The 16,745-nt window shown below is 50.3% G+C and carries 10 protein-coding genes and 1 tRNA gene; 5 read left to right on the top strand and 6 right to left on the bottom strand.

The window, feature by feature from the left end:
• Positions 1–52: 52 nt before the first annotated feature.
• Positions 53–6,025, top strand: coding sequence for an MBG domain-containing protein (locus FSU_RS12740; protein WP_244263640.1), 5,973 nt, complete (start codon positions 53–55; stop codon positions 6,023–6,025).
• A gap of 108 nt (positions 6,026–6,133) precedes the next feature.
• Here the strand turns inward: FSU_RS12740 and FSU_RS12745 are convergent, their stop codons facing one another.
• The gene (locus FSU_RS12745; RefSeq protein WP_014546795.1) at positions 6,134–7,909 is read right to left on the bottom strand and encodes a DNA repair helicase XPB; all 1,776 of its coding nucleotides are present in this window, start codon (positions 7,907–7,909) and stop codon (positions 6,134–6,136) included.
• Positions 7,910–8,034: 125 nt separating this feature from the next.
• Positions 8,035–8,107: transfer RNA gene (locus tag FSU_RS12750), tRNA-Thr, on the bottom strand.
• A 112-nt stretch (positions 8,108–8,219) separates the two neighbouring features.
• Between FSU_RS12750 and FSU_RS12755 the strand changes: the two genes are divergently transcribed.
• Both FSU_RS12755 and FSU_RS12760 read left to right on the top strand, forming a co-directional pair.
• Complete coding sequence (locus FSU_RS12755) at positions 8,220–8,906, top strand: tetratricopeptide repeat protein (RefSeq protein ID WP_015732216.1); 687 nt, start codon at positions 8,220–8,222, stop codon at positions 8,904–8,906.
• A gap of 308 nt (positions 8,907–9,214) precedes the next feature.
• Complete coding sequence (locus FSU_RS12760; RefSeq protein ID WP_014546797.1) at positions 9,215–9,493, top strand: hypothetical protein; 279 nt, start codon at positions 9,215–9,217, stop codon at positions 9,491–9,493.
• An 8-nt stretch (positions 9,494–9,501) separates the two neighbouring features.
• Here the strand turns inward: FSU_RS12760 and FSU_RS12765 are convergent, their stop codons facing one another.
• Genes FSU_RS12765 through FSU_RS12780 form a run of 4 tightly spaced genes read right to left on the bottom strand, consistent with a single transcriptional unit; the run spans position 9,502 to position 14,142 of the window.
• The gene (locus tag FSU_RS12765) at positions 9,502–10,539 is read right to left on the bottom strand and encodes a rhomboid family intramembrane serine protease (protein WP_014546798.1); all 1,038 of its coding nucleotides are present in this window, start codon (positions 10,537–10,539) and stop codon (positions 9,502–9,504) included.
• A gap of 14 nt (positions 10,540–10,553) precedes the next feature.
• Positions 10,554–12,185 (bottom strand): CehA/McbA family metallohydrolase domain-containing protein, encoded by a 1,632-nt coding sequence (locus FSU_RS12770; RefSeq protein WP_244263641.1) that lies wholly within the window; start codon positions 12,183–12,185, stop codon positions 10,554–10,556.
• Positions 12,186–12,208: 23 nt separating this feature from the next.
• On the bottom strand, positions 12,209–13,282 hold the full coding sequence (locus FSU_RS12775; RefSeq protein ID WP_014546800.1) for a hypothetical protein: 1,074 nt from the start codon (positions 13,280–13,282) through the stop codon (positions 12,209–12,211).
• 8 nt (positions 13,283–13,290) lie between these two features.
• Positions 13,291–14,142 carry an outer membrane protein assembly factor BamD gene (locus tag FSU_RS12780; protein WP_041917861.1) on the bottom strand — a complete coding sequence of 284 codons (852 nt, stop codon included), beginning with the start codon at positions 14,140–14,142 and terminating at the stop codon, positions 13,291–13,293.
• A 64-nt stretch (positions 14,143–14,206) separates the two neighbouring features.
• On the opposite strand from FSU_RS12780, the gene FSU_RS12785 reads away from it, so the two are divergent.
• A complete protein-coding gene (locus FSU_RS12785) occupies positions 14,207–15,643 on the top strand; it encodes an LptF/LptG family permease (protein ID WP_014546801.1) in 1,437 nt (478 codons plus the stop codon).
• Complete coding sequence (locus tag FSU_RS12790; RefSeq protein ID WP_014546802.1) at positions 15,643–16,743, top strand: LptF/LptG family permease; 1,101 nt, start codon at positions 15,643–15,645, stop codon at positions 16,741–16,743. Before FSU_RS12785 ends, FSU_RS12790 begins: the two co-directional genes overlap by 1 nt.
• Positions 16,744–16,745 lie beyond the last annotated feature (2 nt).

Raw genomic sequence — 16,745 nt, forward strand, 5'->3', positions numbered from 1 at the left:
ACCTCTTTTTTAAATTTGACGCGAATTAACATAAAATGGGATGCTTTACCCTATGAAAAACATCAAAATATTCGCATTTTTGGCAATTTTCCTCCTTTCTGCGTTCGTTTCGAGCGCGTGGGCAGTGGATGTCACCTTGACTTACAAAATTTCAGTGACAGGCACTATTCCACATGCCTATATTACCAACGCGGACGGTGAAACCGCTTGCGATTGGGCGAATGGCATAGGCGTCCTTTGGCCTGCGAACGAAGGGCACACCATGAACGATGGTTATGGCATCACTTTCACGCCCAATCAAGAATTGGACAAGACCAACAAAAACGAAAAAGGAAACAAAGTCTCGACTGCTTTCAGCACCGAAGAAAAAGAAACGGATTTCCAGGTGAAGGTGGGCAAAGAGGGCTTTTACTTAAAAAGCGTGACGTTCAAGGAAAATAATACTGTGAAAGCGTCTTCCCCCTCCAACATCGCCCCAAACTCAACCTCCATCGGAGTGAGGGTTCCGGCAAACAAGTTCTTCAACTACATCACCGTGGTGCTGACGGTCGATGCCTATACCGTGAGTGTACCTGAAAATCTTACCATCAGCGACGCTTTTGCGACTATCAGCGGTGTCAATTACTACAAGTCCGGCGAAAAGTACACCCTGACGCTCTCCACGACAAACGCAAACGAAATTATAGACGGAATTACCGGTGTCAAAGCAACGCTTGAAGCCGACAAAAAATCCGCCACTTTCAAGATGCCGAGCGAAGATGTTACCATCATGGCTACGACTGCCGAGGTGTATACTGTGAGTGTACCTGAAAATCTTACCATCAGCGACGCTTTTGCGACTATCAGCGGTGTCAATTACTACAAGTCTGGCGAAAAGTACACCCTGACGCTCTCCACGACAAACGCAAACGAAATTATAGACGGAATTACCGGTGTCGAAGCAACGCTTGAAGCCGACAAAAAATCCGCCACTTTCAAGATGCCGAGCGAAGATGTTACAATCACGGCGACTATCGCTTCTATTGTTAAAGAATGGGACAACGGTGACGGTACCAAAGAAAGCCCCTATAAAATTACCTCCGTTGAGGACTTGAACACCCTTGCAGAACGTGTGAACGCTGGCAATGATTTCAAGGGCAAATATTTCAAGCTTACCACCGATATCGAATACTCTCACAAAACCAAGTGGGAAAATGCATCCTCCAGTACCGAGCATAATTTCACCCCAATCGGCATCTACGATGATTATTCAGGTTACACATATACGTTCAATGGCATATTTGATGGTGATGGCAAAACCATCCGCGGAATCCGCATCAATTCTGATGAGTATTTTTCTCGTGTAGGTCTTTTTGGCTTTCTTGGCGGGGATGCAGAAGTCAAGAATCTAAGAGTAGCTGATGCAGTCATTTCTGCTTACGAAGAGGTCGGCACTATTGCGGGACATAATGAAGGCAAAATTCGTGACTGTATTGTAGACTCCGTTTTATTCAAAAATGTTCAGCGTATGTGTGGCGGCATAGCGGGTTATAATCAAGGAACACTCAGCGGTAACTTAGTAATCCGCGTTACCATTTCCACCGGAAGTGGTTACGGTGCCGTTGCGGGCATTAACAGCAGTGGTCGCCTAAGTAATAATTTCTACACCGCCTGTACTTTTGCCGGAGTTGAGAATGCAACCAACGTCGGCACTGCTGATGAAAAAGCGTTCTATCAGCATCAACAAGTCTCCTACGACGTTACAGATGACAACGGTGCCGTAAGTATTCACGCAGTCACCCTCGGCGAAGGCATATCTATCACAAGTCCTAAAAGCCCGATTTACACGGACAATGACAAAAACGCCTACTACATGGCTGGCGAAATCTGCACCATCACCGTTGCAAACGAAGACGGCATCATTGAAAAAATTACCGGCGTAACGGCTTCCAACGAGAACGTAACAATGAACCTCGCTGCCGACAAAAAATCCGCAACATTCACGATGCCGAGCGAAAACGTTACAATCACCGCCGAATTCCCCTCGACTGTCGTTGGTTATACGGTGAGCGTGCCTGGAGATTTAACCATCAGCGACGCTTTTGCGACCATTGAAGGTGTCGATTACTACAAGGTTGGCGAGACATACACCCTGACAGCCAAGGAAAATGAAATCATAAATACGATTACCGGCGTAACGGCTTCCAACGAGACCGTAACGATAAAACTCGCTGCCGACTTTAAAACCGCCACTTTCGAGATGCCGGGCGAAGATGTTACCATCACGGCTACGACTGCCGAGGTGTATACCGTGAGTGTTCCTGAAAATCTTACCATCAGCGACGCTTTTGCGATCATTGAAGGTGTCAATTACTACAAGGTTGGCGAGACATACACCCTGACAGCCAAGGAAAATGAAATCATAAATACGATTACCGGCGTAACGGCTTCCAACGAGACCGTAACGATAAACCTCGCTGCCGACAAAAAATCCGCAACATTCACGATGCCGAGCGAAAACGTTACCATCACGGCTACGACTGCCGAGGTGTATACCGTGAGTGTTCCTGAAAATCTTACCATCAGCGACGCTTTTGCGATCATTGAAGGTGTCAATTACTACAAGGTTGGCGAGACATACACCCTGACGCTCTCCAATGCAAAAGTAAATGGATTTATCGATGGAATTACCGGTGTAACAGCCACCATTGCTGCCGACCGAAAATCTGCCACCTTTACGATGCCGAGCGAAAATGTCGAAATGTCAGCCTCGATTTCCAAAATATGGGGCGGGGATGACGGCAGGGATGGTTCCAAGGAACACCCCTACACTATCGCCTCTGTATCGGAGCTGAATGAGCTTGCATTGGTTGTCAATTCTGGCAATGATTTCAAGGACATGTACTTCGAAGTTGTCGAGGACATTGTTTACGATGTTACCCAAACAGACAACGGAAACAACTACACCGCAATCGGAGATAGTAAACATCCATTCAATGGCAAGTTCAATGGCAATGGCCATACTATCAGCGGCATCCGCATCTACAAACCCAATGGCTATAATCAAGGACTTTTCGGTTGGCTCGGCGAAGGTGCCGAAGTCGAGAATGTCAAACTCGCCGATGTAGAAATTACGGCAGAGCAAGTTTCTGGCGGTATTGCAGGGGCGAACGACCGCGGCTCGATCCGCAACTGCACTGTAGAAAAATCTGTTAAAATCGTATTCACGGGCAATTCTTTCGGCGGCATAGTGGGTAATAATACCGGTACGGTATCGGGCTGTACCAGTTCCGCTACGCTGATATCCCTGGGCGTTTCTCATGATATCGGCGGCATAGCGGGTGATAATGCAGCAGGCGGTGTTTTGAAAGACAACCTAGTCATAGGGGCCTATGTTCTTACAACCTCATCCCGTCTCGGAACCATAGTTGGCAATAATGATGAAGGAACTCTGAATAACAACTTCTACATAGCCTGTACTGTGGCTGGCGTGGAGAACGCTACCAATGTCGGTACCGGTCACGGTGACGTTACGGAAAACAACGGTGCCGTAAGCATTCACGCCGTTACCCTCGGTGAAGGTTTTTCTATCGTAACTCCAGAAAAATCCATCTATACGGACAATGACCGGCACAATTACTACAAGGCTGGCGAAACGCTCACCCTCGAAATCAATTTTGCTGGCGAAAAAAAGACCGCCACTTTCAATATGCCGAACAGGGATGTCGAAATCGCTGCAACGGCTTCTGAACTCCATACGGTGACTGTTCCTGAAGGTTTTGATATCAGTGAACCGTACCTCACTATTGGTGGAATCAAATACTACAGGCTTGGCGAAACATACACCCTGACGCTTACTACCGCAAAAATCGATGAGGTCATAGGTGAAATTACCGGCGTAACGGCCTCTATTGCAAACGATGGAAAATCCGCCACCTTCACGATGCCGAGCGAAAATGTCGAAATCTCCGCTACGATTTCCAAAATATTATGGGGCGGGGATGACGGCAGGGATGGTTCCAAGGAACACCCCTATACTATCGCTTCGGCAGCGGAACTGAGTGTGCTTGCTTTGGCAGTCAATTCCGGCAATGATTTCAAGGACACGTACTTCGAGGTTGTCGAGGACATTGTTTACGATGTTACCCAAACTGACAACGGAAACAACTACACCGCAATCGGAAATGAAAAGCTTCCATTCAATGGCAAGTTCAATGGCAATGGCCATACTATCAGCGGCATCCGCATCAACAAACCCAAAGACTATTATCAAGGACTTTTCGGTTATCTCGACGAAGGTGCCGAAGTCGAGAATGTCAAAGTCGCCGATGTAGAAATTACGGCAAACCATTATGCTGGCGGTATTGCGGGGGAAAGCAAGGGCTCGATCCGCAACTGCACTGTAGAAAAATCTGTTAAATTGGCTGCCACTGGCATGGATAGTAGATTTTTCGGCGGCATAGCGGGTGTTAATGGCGGTACTGTATCGGGTTGTACCAGTTCCGCTACGCTGACTGCCACGGGCGTGGATAGTAGATTTTTCGGCGGCATCGTGGGTGATAACGGCGGTACGGTATCGGGTTGTACCAGTTCCGCTACGCTAACGGGCTCGGGTTATGATCGTGAATTCGGCGGCATCGTGGGTCAAAATGGCGGTACGGTATCGGGTAATACCAGTTCCGCCACGCTGACTACCACGGGCGTGGATAGTAGATTTTTCGGCGGCATCGTGGGTCACAGTTGGAAGGGTTTTATCAGTAACAACATTGCAAAAAATGTCACGGTTTCTGCACCAGAATATTATGGCGCCGTGGTTGGAGAAACTGAAAACTCTAAACTTGAGAACAACTTCTACACCGCTTGCACCGTGAATGGCGTGGAAAATGCCACTAACGTTGGTGTTGACGGTAGCGACGTTACTGAAAACTACGGCGCTGTCGGCATTAGTTTCACCGAGCCTGCTGCTGTAAAGGACCTTGTCTATAACAAGTTGTCGCATGAACTTGTAACGGCAGGCAAGACCAACTTCGGAATGTTGCTTTACAGCCTCGATGGTGAAAATTACGGCACCGAAATCCCCACCGCCACCGATGCAAAAACTTATACCGTCTATTATAGGGTGGACAAAGACGGCGAAAATGTGATTTTGCCGCGAACAATCAAAGTGTCTATCGCCAAGATTCCGCTCACCGTCACCGCCAAGAACAAAATCATCGTCTACGGCGATGAACCTGCAAATGACGGCGTGGAATACAGCGGCTTTATCGGTGATGAAACCGCAAGTGTTCTGGGTGGTAAGCTCACGTATAGCTACAACTACAAAAAGCTCGACAAAGTCGGCGAATATACGATTACGCCAAGTGGATTGACCTCCGGCAACTACGAGATTACTTATGCCGCAGGCACGCTGACAGTCAAGAAGGCTGATGTCTCCGTGGAAGCTCTGGCAGCCAAGGAAAAGCTCGTTTACAACGGCAAAGCCCAGGAACTTGTAACGGCAGGCAAGACCAACTTCGGCACATTGCTTTACAGCCTCGATGGTAAGAAGTATTCTTCTGAAATCCCAGCCGCCACGGACGCAAAGACCTATACCGTCTATTACAAGGTCGAAGGAAGTGACAACTGGAATGCGTACGAGGCGAAAAAGGTCGAAGTGAAAATCGCAAAGGCTGATGTCTCCGTGGATGCTCCGGTTGCCAAGGAAAAGCTCGTTTACAGCGGTAAATCTCAGGAACTTGTAACGGCGGGCAAGACCAACTTCGGCACATTGCTTTACAGCCTCGATGGTAAGAAGTATTCTTCTGAAATCCCAACTGCTACGGACGCAAAGACCTATACCGTCTATTACAAGGTCGAAGGAAGTGACAACTGGAACGCATTCGAAGCGAAAAAGGTTGAAGTGGTAATTGCGAAATCTACAGCTATCGGGCACATGAACACGCGTGCGGCCAGGGTCATAAAAGTGGGCGCAGATCGCACCTTTGACCTCAAGGGTCGCCCGGTCCGTGGCTCGTCGAATGCTCGAGGTGCTTACTACAAGAAGTAACCTCGCTATCCTCGCTCTCCCCGCTTGACGGGGAATGCTTGGAACAAAACAAAAAAGCTCCGCGATGGCGGAGCTTTTTGCGTTTGCTAGACGACGCTTCTAACGAGACTATGCTCTTGCGGCGAGTTCCTCGGGCGTCCTCATAAGAATGTCCCAGTCGCCGCGCTTGATGATTTTATAGGCATAGCCCTGTTCCGTGAGGAACAGCTGACGGTTCATCGCGAATTCCTGTTCCTTGGAGTCCTGCGTCACGATGCTGTAGAAGTGGGCGGCGCCGCCGTCGCTCTTCGGACGCAATACGCGGCCGAGGCGCTGGGCTTCTTCCTGGCGGCTACCGAACGTACCCGAAATCTGGATAAGCACGTTGGCGTCCGGCAAGTCGATAGCGAAGTTACCGACCTTCGAGACCATGAGGTTCTTCTGCGCGCCCGAACGGAAGGCTCCGTAAAGCTTTTCGCGTTCCTTGTTCGGCGTCTTGCCGGTAATCAGCGGAATCTGCAAGTCTTCGGAAAGTGCTTCAAGCTGGTCAATGTACTGGCCGATGATAAGCACGCGGTCATCGGGCTTGCTGAAGTACTTGAGTAAGCGTTCGACGATGTCCGTCTTTTCGGGGTTCGTGCTTGCGAGTGTAATCTTGTCGCGCACCGGAGCAAGGGCGTACTTCATCTTGAGTTCCGGATCCATCGGGATGCGGATTTCGTTACAGTCGGCGGTGGCAATCCAGCCCTGGGCTTCCAAGATGCGCCAAGGAATGTCGAACTTTTTCGGTCCGATCAAACTGAACACTTCGGTTTCCTTGTGGTCTTCACGGACGAGCGTTGCCGTAAGGCCCAGGCGGCGAGTGGCCTGCATTTCGGTACTCAAGCGGAACACCGGAGCCGGGAGCAAGTGGACTTCGTCGTAAATCATGAGGCCCCACTTTTCCTGGCTGAAAAGCGGGAAGTTTGCAAGTTCTTTCTTGACCTCTTCTTCGGTCATTTCTGGTTCCTTGCCTTCCTTGTTTTCGTCGCCCTTCTTGGCGCGCTTGCGCTGCGTCAAAATCTGGTACGTGGCAACGGTCACCGGACCGATTTCCTTCACTTCGCCGGAGTATTCCTTGACCTGGTCAAGCGTAAGGTTCGTCTTGTCGCAGATTTCGCGGATCCACTGACGAGAAGACGAAATGTTCGGCGTTAAAATCAAAGTCTTAGTTTGTACCAAAGCCATCGTGGCAAGGCCAATCACCGTCTTACCGGAACCGCAGGGGAGAACAATCACGCCGGAACCGCCCTTTTCGCTACCGCTGGCGTAGAATACCTGTGCGGCATCCTTCTGGTAATCGCGGAGCTTGAACGGCTTGCCGGAAACGGTTGTTTCGCGGAGCTGGATGGGGAGCGGGTCGCCAACGGTATAACCGGCCAAGTCTTCGACCGGGAAACCAGCGTTGGTGAGGACCATTTTCAAATGACCACGACGTTCCGGGTCAACGACGACGTGCGTATCGTCAATGTGCTCGATAATAAAAGGTTCAACGTCCTTGAGCTTGCAAATTTCAAGGAACATTAATTTATCATCAGATTCCATCAACAAGCGGTCGTCTTCTTTTTTCAAACGAAGTAAACCGTAACGAGCCATGTAGTCTTCGATTTCCGTGACGACCGTCGGCGGAATGGGGTAGCGGCTCTGGCTCTCGAGTCTTTCGAGAACTTCGGGAGCGCGGAGGCCTGTTGCGGCAGCGTTCCACAAGCTCAAATGAGAAATCTTGTAAGTGTGCAGGTGCTCTGGGCTTTTGACAAGCTCTGTAAAAGGAGCGATTGCATCACGTGCGGTAGTGTAATTAGGATTATCGACCTCGACCATAATTTCGAGGTTACTTTGTACAATTATTGCGCCATTCGGATTCATAGAGTGCCAAATTTAGTTATTTAGGGCGGGTTTCGCAAGACACGCATTTTTGCTGAAAATCTTACAAAAAGGCTCTTGAAACATAAAAGAAAAACTCCCCGGACTTGTATCCGAGGAGTCTTTCGAGCCGCCCAGCAGATTTGAACTGCCGACCTGCTGATTACGAATCAGCTGCTCTACCAGCTGAGCTAGAGCGGCGAACGGGGACAAATATAGTAAAACGATTATTTCTTGTCAAGATTTACTGACAACCTTTATTTTTTTTTCTATGATTGGTCTACGAGAAAATTTTAAACATGGAAGCTTAATTATGGCTAACGAATCTAATAATAACCAATCTGAACTTAAAGCCTTCTTTGTCCAGCACGGTACGAAGATCGCTGTGGCGTTTGTTATCCTCTTCGCAATTATCGCTGGCATTGTCCAGTATAAGGAAGCTCGCAAGGTGGCTGCTGCTGAACAGAGCGAACTCATCGGTATGGGCCTTACTTACCTCTATGCAGGCGAAAAGGATAGCGCTCTCGTTGAATTCGAAAACAAGATTGCTTCTGGCAAGCTTGAAGGTCTTGCTCTCGCCAAGGCTTCGCTCCTCGCTGCAAACATCAAGTATGAAAAGCGCGACTATGATGGCGCTGCTCTCCTCTTCCAGAACTCTTTGGATAACGCTGGTTCCGTCGCTCTCGTGCGTTCGGCTGCCATGCACGGTCTTGCCGCTGTGAAGATGGAAAAGGGCGACTTCTCCGCCGCAGCAAACTTCCTCGAAAAGTACATTGCTGAATTCGGCAAGCGCACTGGTGACAAGGAAGACCGCTATCAGAAGGACGAACCGGCTGACGAGGTCCCGATGGTTGCAGACGCCATGTGGAAGCTCACACTCGTGTACCAGCAGCTCGGTGCAAGCGACAAGGCTAAGGCTACGGCAGAACGCTTGCTCCATATCTATGGTGACAATCGCGCATTCGCAGACAAGGCTCGTAAGTTCCTCGCTGCTCTCTAATCGCTAATTTTCTGAAAAATTTAAGTCCGTCTCCTTATTGGGGACGGATTTTTTTATGGAGGTGTTTGTAGAAAATTTCTTTTAGTTAAGGCGAGAATTATTCTTTAATAAGAGAAAAAAAGTAATCGTTTAGAGAATAAAGCGTCGGCCAAGGATGGGGAGGGTGCAGGGAGGGGCCCGTGCGGCCTTCGCAACTCCGAGCTGGGGCCCCGCCCGCATGAAGTTCTTCTTAAAAATCTATTTACAATCAAAGACTTTTTAAAAAAGTATATTGATTTTATACACAACCTAAGATGGGAGGGTGCGCCATGAAAAAATTTTTCTTGGTAATGACAGTGGTTTTGCCATTTTCATTAACTGCATGCGGAGATTCCGTCGAAAAAATCACGGACGATATGGTGCGGGATGCCATAAAGTGCGAGACGAATGAATACGACAAGGCCAAGTGTGATCAGCTTACTGTCGTGTACAAGGAACGCAAGGGCAAGTTCACTGCGGAAGAGCAAAAAGAAGTTGAAAAAAGAGTCCTCACGAAGTTCTTTGAAGAGATGGCTCTTGTGAAAGAAAAGGCCAAGAAGAAAAAGTAGTGGAGGGCTTAAAAGGCTAAGACCCAACCGATGATAAATAAGGCGTAGTAGGCGGCAATCCAAAGGATGTCGGCTGCGACTGTTGGCGCTCCCCAGCGGAGCGTCTTCTTTTTGGGGATGAATCCGCAAAGTAGGCCTGCGATGAAACCGTACAGGTGGCCGAGGATGTCGGCATTTTCACCGAGGCCGAGGAACACGGCGAGCGAGGCGGCGCCGCAGAGCGGCGCAAAGCGACGGAGCAGGCCGTGCGTTTCGCGCGGCATGAGACGGAACTCAATGACGGCGAGGCAACCGATGGTTGCAAAAACGAAGCCGGAAAAGCCGAGCGAGCGGAAGCTTGTCTGCACTGTGAGCGCAACGAAGAAGTTAGCGACTGCACTTGCGACCGCCAGGAACGGCACGAGCTTTGCAAGCGGAATGCGGTAATGTAGCAGGCTCAGCGCTAAGAATCCCGAGACGAGGTTGCTCGCTAGGTGGCGGCTATCGGCATGGAGCGTCATGGCGGTAATTGTGCGCCACCATTCTCCGCGCAAGATTTTTGATGCATCGGCAATGCCTGCGTTGTGCATCTGGATGGAAATGTCTGAAAAATCTAACAGCGTACAGGCGATGGGAATGGCAAGTACCCAGAGCGGGTGTAACGTGAATTTTAGTGGGAGCGGCGGGTTCTCGTCGCGCGGTGGATTTTCGCGGTGGTAGAGGCGGATCTGGAATTGCGCCATGCGGCGTTTTTCGGGCTCCACGAAAATTTGGAACGGGCCTTCTTCAGAGCGCTCGATGCGGTGCGAAATTCCCTGAGACAAAAGCACGAGACTCTCGTCGCGGATTTGCCTGAAACCGCCCTCGCTGATGCGGACATCGGGCGGAATCTGAGGCTGTTCTTCGAGTTGCTCGGAGCCTTGTTCTGTTGAAGGCTGCGCGGTCTGCGAAAAATCAATGTCTCGTGTAATCGGGGATGGCGCGAAATCTTGGGCTGCACGCGGGTCTGTGCCGAGTTTGTCTGCATCCGGTCGGCGGCGAATCATGGGCGACATAAAGCGGGGCATGATGATTCTCCGTGTTATTGAATACGTGCCGCCGACGTGAGCGCAAACTTGCCGGTTGCCGTTTCGCATTCGGCACGGACGTAGGCAAATCCAAGTGTCGCGACCGGAATGTCAGCGTGGTTGGGGGTGGCAACTTGGCTTCCGATCATCACTTCTTCTTCGGGGGCGAGCTTGCCGTTGCTCTGTATGCGGCGTCCGTAAATGCGGACGTAGCGGAATCCTCCGCCGGTTTCTTTGTTGCTGCGGGCATGGAACGTGATTCCGTTATCGTCGCGTTCCCACCAGAGGGCCGGACCGTCTGTGATGTAGCAGTTGTCTGCGGTGAATGCAGCGTTAATGTCTGCAAGCGAGAGCGCAGATTCTTGTTTCGCTTTACTTCCTACTTCCGACTTCCTACTTCCTACTTTAATCACCGTGCGGACATTCCCGAAGGTATGCGCTCGTGTATGCTTGAGCGAAATAAGTGGCAAGTCGACTGCGGTCATGCTGTTCAAGTCACCGTGGGCGTCGTTCCCGCCGATGGGGAGCAGGTAATTGCCTTTGCCTAACTCATTTATCCAAAATTCTCGGCCGAGCTTGAAACCTTCATCGCGGATGCCGTTCCAGAATTGCAACCCGCGAATGGAATGCTTGTTTTTCAGCTGCAAATCTTCGGGCTTCCAGTAACCGCGGCGGAACACGAACTTTTCCAAGAGTCCCATTTGCTGGAACGGGTGCGCTGCGAAGCAGTGCGCCTCGGTCATGTTCAGGATTTGCTTGATGCTGCGCGTTGGTCTGTTCTCAAGCCAATAGCGGCCGCAGTCGCCGAGCCCCGGGAGGTAACCTTCGGGGGCGAGGACAGTCATGTGTACATTCTCGCCTTTGCTGTTCCCTGCAGATACTTCTTCGCCGGCGAGCATGAGCGGCATGTCGTTTCCGTTTTCATCTTTCACTGGGAGCGCTGCAATCTCTTCGCGCAACTTCTGGAATCTTGGAACGGGCGAGTCTGCTTCTTTGGTGTAGTCCTCTTGCGTGAATGCAAAATCGTAAGCGTGGTTCGTGCAGTTCACAAAATCAAGACCGACAGCCTTGGCGGCTAGCTGCAAGACTTCGGGCGTGGCGCCGTATTCCACATGGTCTGCAGAATAATGCGTGTGGCAGTGCATTTCGCCTGCGGCGTAGCCGGGGGCGATGGGAGGCTTCTCGTTTAAGACCTTGAAGCAGAGCGGAACAGGTTTAAGTCTCGGCAAGTTCCAGCGCTCAAACGTTTGCGATTTGCCTTCGCGTTCAACGGTCAGCTTGCAATGCGCTTCGTACGAACCAACCGGAATTTTCCCGAGTGCAAGCGGAATAAATTTCATCTGCTCGCGGACTTCAATATTCAAGTCTTTGCAAATGACGATGTCCGGTTGCGGCGCATCTTGTTTTTGCTGCGCATCTTGTAATAGCAGTGCATCATGTTGCGCATTTTGCGTCCGCGATTTTAAAACGATTTCCGCATTTTTAATTGTTGTCGGGAAATGGTCGGCATCTCGCACGACAATCCAAAGGTATGGCTCAACGCCTGGCACAAACTGGAACGGTGCATCGAAAATGATTTCGGGCCACGGCTTGTAAAGGAGCGACCAGGGTAGCTTGAACTTAAAATGCGTTTCTGCATAACGCAATTTTTCCCCCGGCCAAAAACTCATCAGTCACCTTTTGATTTTACGTTTGCAGGATCCGCGCTCTTTTGGGGCGCGTCTTGAGGTGCGGGAGCATTTTTCGGTGCAGTCCCGGCTGAATCTTGCACTGCAGTCTTCAGTGAATCTGCGACTTTTGCGGAATCTTGCACAACACTCGTGTCGATTTTCGCGGAATCCTGTGCGGCGACCTTCAAAGAATCGACCTTTACAGAATCTTTTTTCGTATCGTCGATAATCTTGACTTTGGGCTTCTTGCCTTCTCCGTCATCGTCATCATCGTCGTCGTCATCCTTGGGCTTTGGCTTGTTCCAGAAACCGAAAGATCCTCTAATCTGCAACTGGATCCCGCCCAGGTTCCACCTTGCTTTTTCTTCCGGACCGTTCGGGACGATGTCAGAGAACGCTTTATTGGACTTCACCGAAATAGAATTGAATCCGATATCGCCATAGAGCTTGAAGTTCTTCCAGCTCGCAAAAAGGTAGCCGAGGCTTACGCCAAAACCAGCACCCCAAAGCGGAGTTTCCGCTTCAAGTTTGCCCCAGGTCGTGTAGATTTCTGTACCCGGCAATGCCCAGTACCAGCGAACGGCGATGCTAAAGAGCCCACCCGTGCTGAGCGTGATAAAGTTCTTGGGGAGCGCCAGGCGGTATTCAAGGAACAGCGGGACGCCCTGGAGCGTGTACTTGTAGCTGTGCGTGCTGCTCTTGCGGTCGGTCAACACCACGGATTCGTTATCGTAAATAAAGCCGATGCCTGCACTTAGGAACTGGTCTTCCTGGAATTGCCACTGGATACCTGCGGTAATCGGGAAGCAAAAGTTCACCTTCTGGAAATCTTGCTTGGCCACATTCAGTGATTCGGCGCTGTTTACGGCGGTTGCCTTGAATTCGTAGTAGATGGTGTCGATAGCATCCTGGAAGTATTCGCGCTCGGTAAAGCCGATGAACGAAATCGAGGGCTGTACAAAGACAGACAGGATGGAATTGTCGTGGTCCAGTTTTTCGTCACTTGCGGCAAGGGCGTTTGCCGACAGCAACGCCATGAGGAATAAAACTGTATTTCTAGACCTGAACTTCATCCGGGTGCTTAGTTAGCCAAATTCTTTTCTTCTTTCTGGAGTCGCTTCTTTTCGGATTCCTTCTTCAGGCGCTTTTCATAGGCTTCTTCGGCCTTGACGATTTTTTCTTCGGCCTTTTGCACGCGCTTTAGCACTTCGACATTATCGCCTGCTTCGTTTTGGGCAGTGGCGAGGTATTGCCTTGCAGATTCAAACTGGTCAAGGTCGGTGTAGGCGTCCGAAATGAGGAACAGTGCTTCCTGGCGGCGCTGCGCCTTGGGGTAGGTTTCCAAGAATTCCTTGAAATAAATCACGGCAGCCTGCGGCTTTTCCATGCGCAAGTAGAGACGCCCGGTCTGGAATTCCTTTTCGGCCACGCGGTCAACGAGGAGGTTGTAGTAATAATTGACGGAGTCGCGGAGCGGGGTGTTCGGGTGGTTCGCGAGGTATCGCTCGAAGTCCTTCATGGCGGTCGTCGTGTTGGATTCGTCACGGTCGATTCTGTAATCCATGTTGAACGAAGAAACGGCTTTGCGGAATTCAGCGGTTTCTGCAAACGGGGAACCCGGGAAGTTCACGATGAAGCTTCCGTATTCGCCACGGGCTTCAATCCACTGCTCCAGGTTGAAGTGGCTTTCGGCGAGCAGGAACTGAGCCTGTTCCATGTAGCCCGACCCTGCACAGGTAGAAAGGATTTCTTCCAGTCTTTCGGTGGCTCGGCCATATTTTTTGGCCTTGAAGAGTTTCTCTGCTGCTTCGTAACGTGCTTTGCACCATTCCGTATGGGTCGTTTTCTTGGTAGAGGCTGTCGAACAACCCATCACAGTTGCCATATAAAGGAAAAAAGGAACGAACAGGGTACACTTGAAAAGATTTTTCATTTTTTTTCTTTGGTTAATTCTAACTTTCATGCTGTAAAGTAGAAAAAAACGACTCTAGAGAAAAATGATTTTAGTCCGCTATGTCTTGAAAGAGCTGATTGGGCCTTTTTTGGCTTCGCTCTTTGGCATTACCTTTTTGTTTGTAGTTGACTTTTTAGTCAAAATCTTGGACAATGTGTTGTCCAAGGGGCTGCCTACATCTACGGTTCTTGAAATTTTTGTGCTGAACTTGGCGTGGATGCTTTCGCTTTCGATTCCGATGGCGGTGCTTGTCGCAAGCCTTATGACGTTTGGCCGCATGTCGGGGGATCAGGAAATTACGGCTGTCAAGGCGGCGGGTATTTCGCCTTTGTCGCTCATGCGACCGGTGTTGCTTGTGGCGCTGCTTCTCTCCGTTTTGATGGTTGTGTTCAATAACTGGGTGCTCCCGGAAGCAAACCATAGGTCCGTGGAACTCATGAATGCGGTGTCTCGCAAGAAACCTCACGTGTTTATCGATGCCGGGCGACTCATTACGCAGTTCCCGGGCGTTCAACTCTGGGTGAACCGCATCGATCCTGTGTCGGGTACGCTGTACGGTATTCAAATTTTTGAAATGGAAAAGAAGGGCGCTCCGCGTATTGTCTATGCCGATAGCGCCTCGATGGACTATGTGGACAATGGGGCTACTCTTATGCTCCGTCTCCGCAGTGGCGAAACGCATCTCGTCGATCCGGACGATTCCGACAATTATTTCCGCATCCGCTTCTTCTCGCAGGATTTGGCTATGCAGAACGTGGATGACCGCCTGGAACGCCGCAGCAGGAGCTACCGCAGTGACCGCGAAATGCCGGTCGAGATGATGTGGGATGTGGTGACGGATGCCCGTGAAAAATTTGATACCGCATCCGTGCAGGCCAAGACTCGCCGTTTGCCGACTCTGATGCGCATTCGTGATCTCGTCGTGGGCGATTCAATTCTCCCGGCAGAAGCAAGTGGCGTGCCGATGGCCGATTCTATGCAGTTTGTCCAGGGACTCCGCAAAATTCGCGTGCAGGAGGCGGCATCGCTTCGCGCGACGGAACGCGCCTGGGGCCGCATGGAAGGCGAACTCAAGCGAGCCGCGCAGTACATGGTTGAAATTCACAAGAAGTTCAGTACGGCGTTTGCGTGCTTCATTTTTGTCCTGATTGGAGCTCCGCTTGGAATCATGGCGCGCAAGGGCGGCATTGGCACGGGCATTCTCTACAGTCTCGCGTTCTTTGTCATTTACTGGATTTGCCTCATCGGTGGCGAAAACCTTGCGGACCGCCTGATTGTCTCTCCGGAACTTGCCATGTGGATTTCAAATATCATTATCGGTGCCGTTGGCATCCTCCTTACACGTGCGATGGTGCGCGACCGGTTCTCTGGCGATTCCAAAGTCAAGCGGTTCTTTAGGTCCTTGGGACGCTTTGTAGTCTTTAGGGCGATTGGCCGTTTCTTCGGTCGTATTTTCGGTAAAATCGCGGAGTTGTTCTGATGAAGTTCTCTCGTTATCTTATCTGGAACTTCCTGAAGATGTTCCTCATCGTGGTTTGCGGTGCTGTGCTTATTTTTGTGGTGATTGACTTTGTCGGTAATATCAAGACTTGGCTTTCCCGCGATATGAAGGCGGTGACCGATTACTACTTGAGTTACCTTCCGTATATTTTGTACTTGATTACCCCGGTAGCCTTGTTTATTGCAGTACTTGCCTCGGTGGGCAATATGGCGCGCCATCTGGAAATGAGTGCGATGCAAAGCTCTGGACAGAGCCCATTCAAGACGCTTTTGCCGATATTCTTTTTGGGCGTCCTCATGTCGATTGGTTCGTACGAAATGAGCGAACACTGGCTCCCGGATGCAAACCACAAGCGCTTTGAAATCATGGAGACAAATGCGCAGAAACGCAAGAACCCGCGCATCAAGGAAAAACAGGACTTTACGTTTATCGATAGCGAAAAGAACAGCTGGTTCTTCAAACACTATTCGGGCAAGAACAAACTGGGCCGAGACGTTGTCCTGCTGGTGCGTGAGCGTGGGCGCCTGGTCGAACGTTACGATGTCCGTTCTATCCGCTGGATTGAAAAGGATTCGGTGACCAAAGATGGGTTCTGGCGCTTTGAAAACGGGTTCCACCGCGTATTCAAGAAGGATGGTTCTGTCGATGTATTCCCTGTCCGGCAAAAGAGCATGAAGGGCAAGGTAAATACGCATCCGAACGACTTGATTAACGAACGTCAGCTTCCTGACGAAATGGATTCCAAGATGGTCAAGGCGCGTATTGATGTGCTGCGCCGTTCGGGTGAAGACACCCGTGCGATGGAGACCGCTTTACAGTTTAAGTATTCGGCACACTGGATGAACTTGATTGTCCTTTTGATCGGGGCGGCGCTTTGCCACAGGTATAGCCGTTCAGGGGGCCTTTCCCAGAAATTTGGTGTTGGCTTGTTGCTTGTATTTAGCTATTATATTCTAGAGAGAATTGGGCTTAAGATGGGTGAAAACGGGGCTCTGTCGCCGTTCTGGGCGGCGTGGAACAGTCACTTCATTTATGCCGGTCTCGCGTTTGTAATGTTATATCGATCATTCCGCTTGTAGAG

Origin of the sequence: Fibrobacter succinogenes subsp. succinogenes S85 (genome assembly GCF_000146505.1) — a bacterium.
GTDB classification, from domain to species: domain Bacteria; phylum Fibrobacterota; class Fibrobacteria; order Fibrobacterales; family Fibrobacteraceae; genus Fibrobacter; species Fibrobacter succinogenes.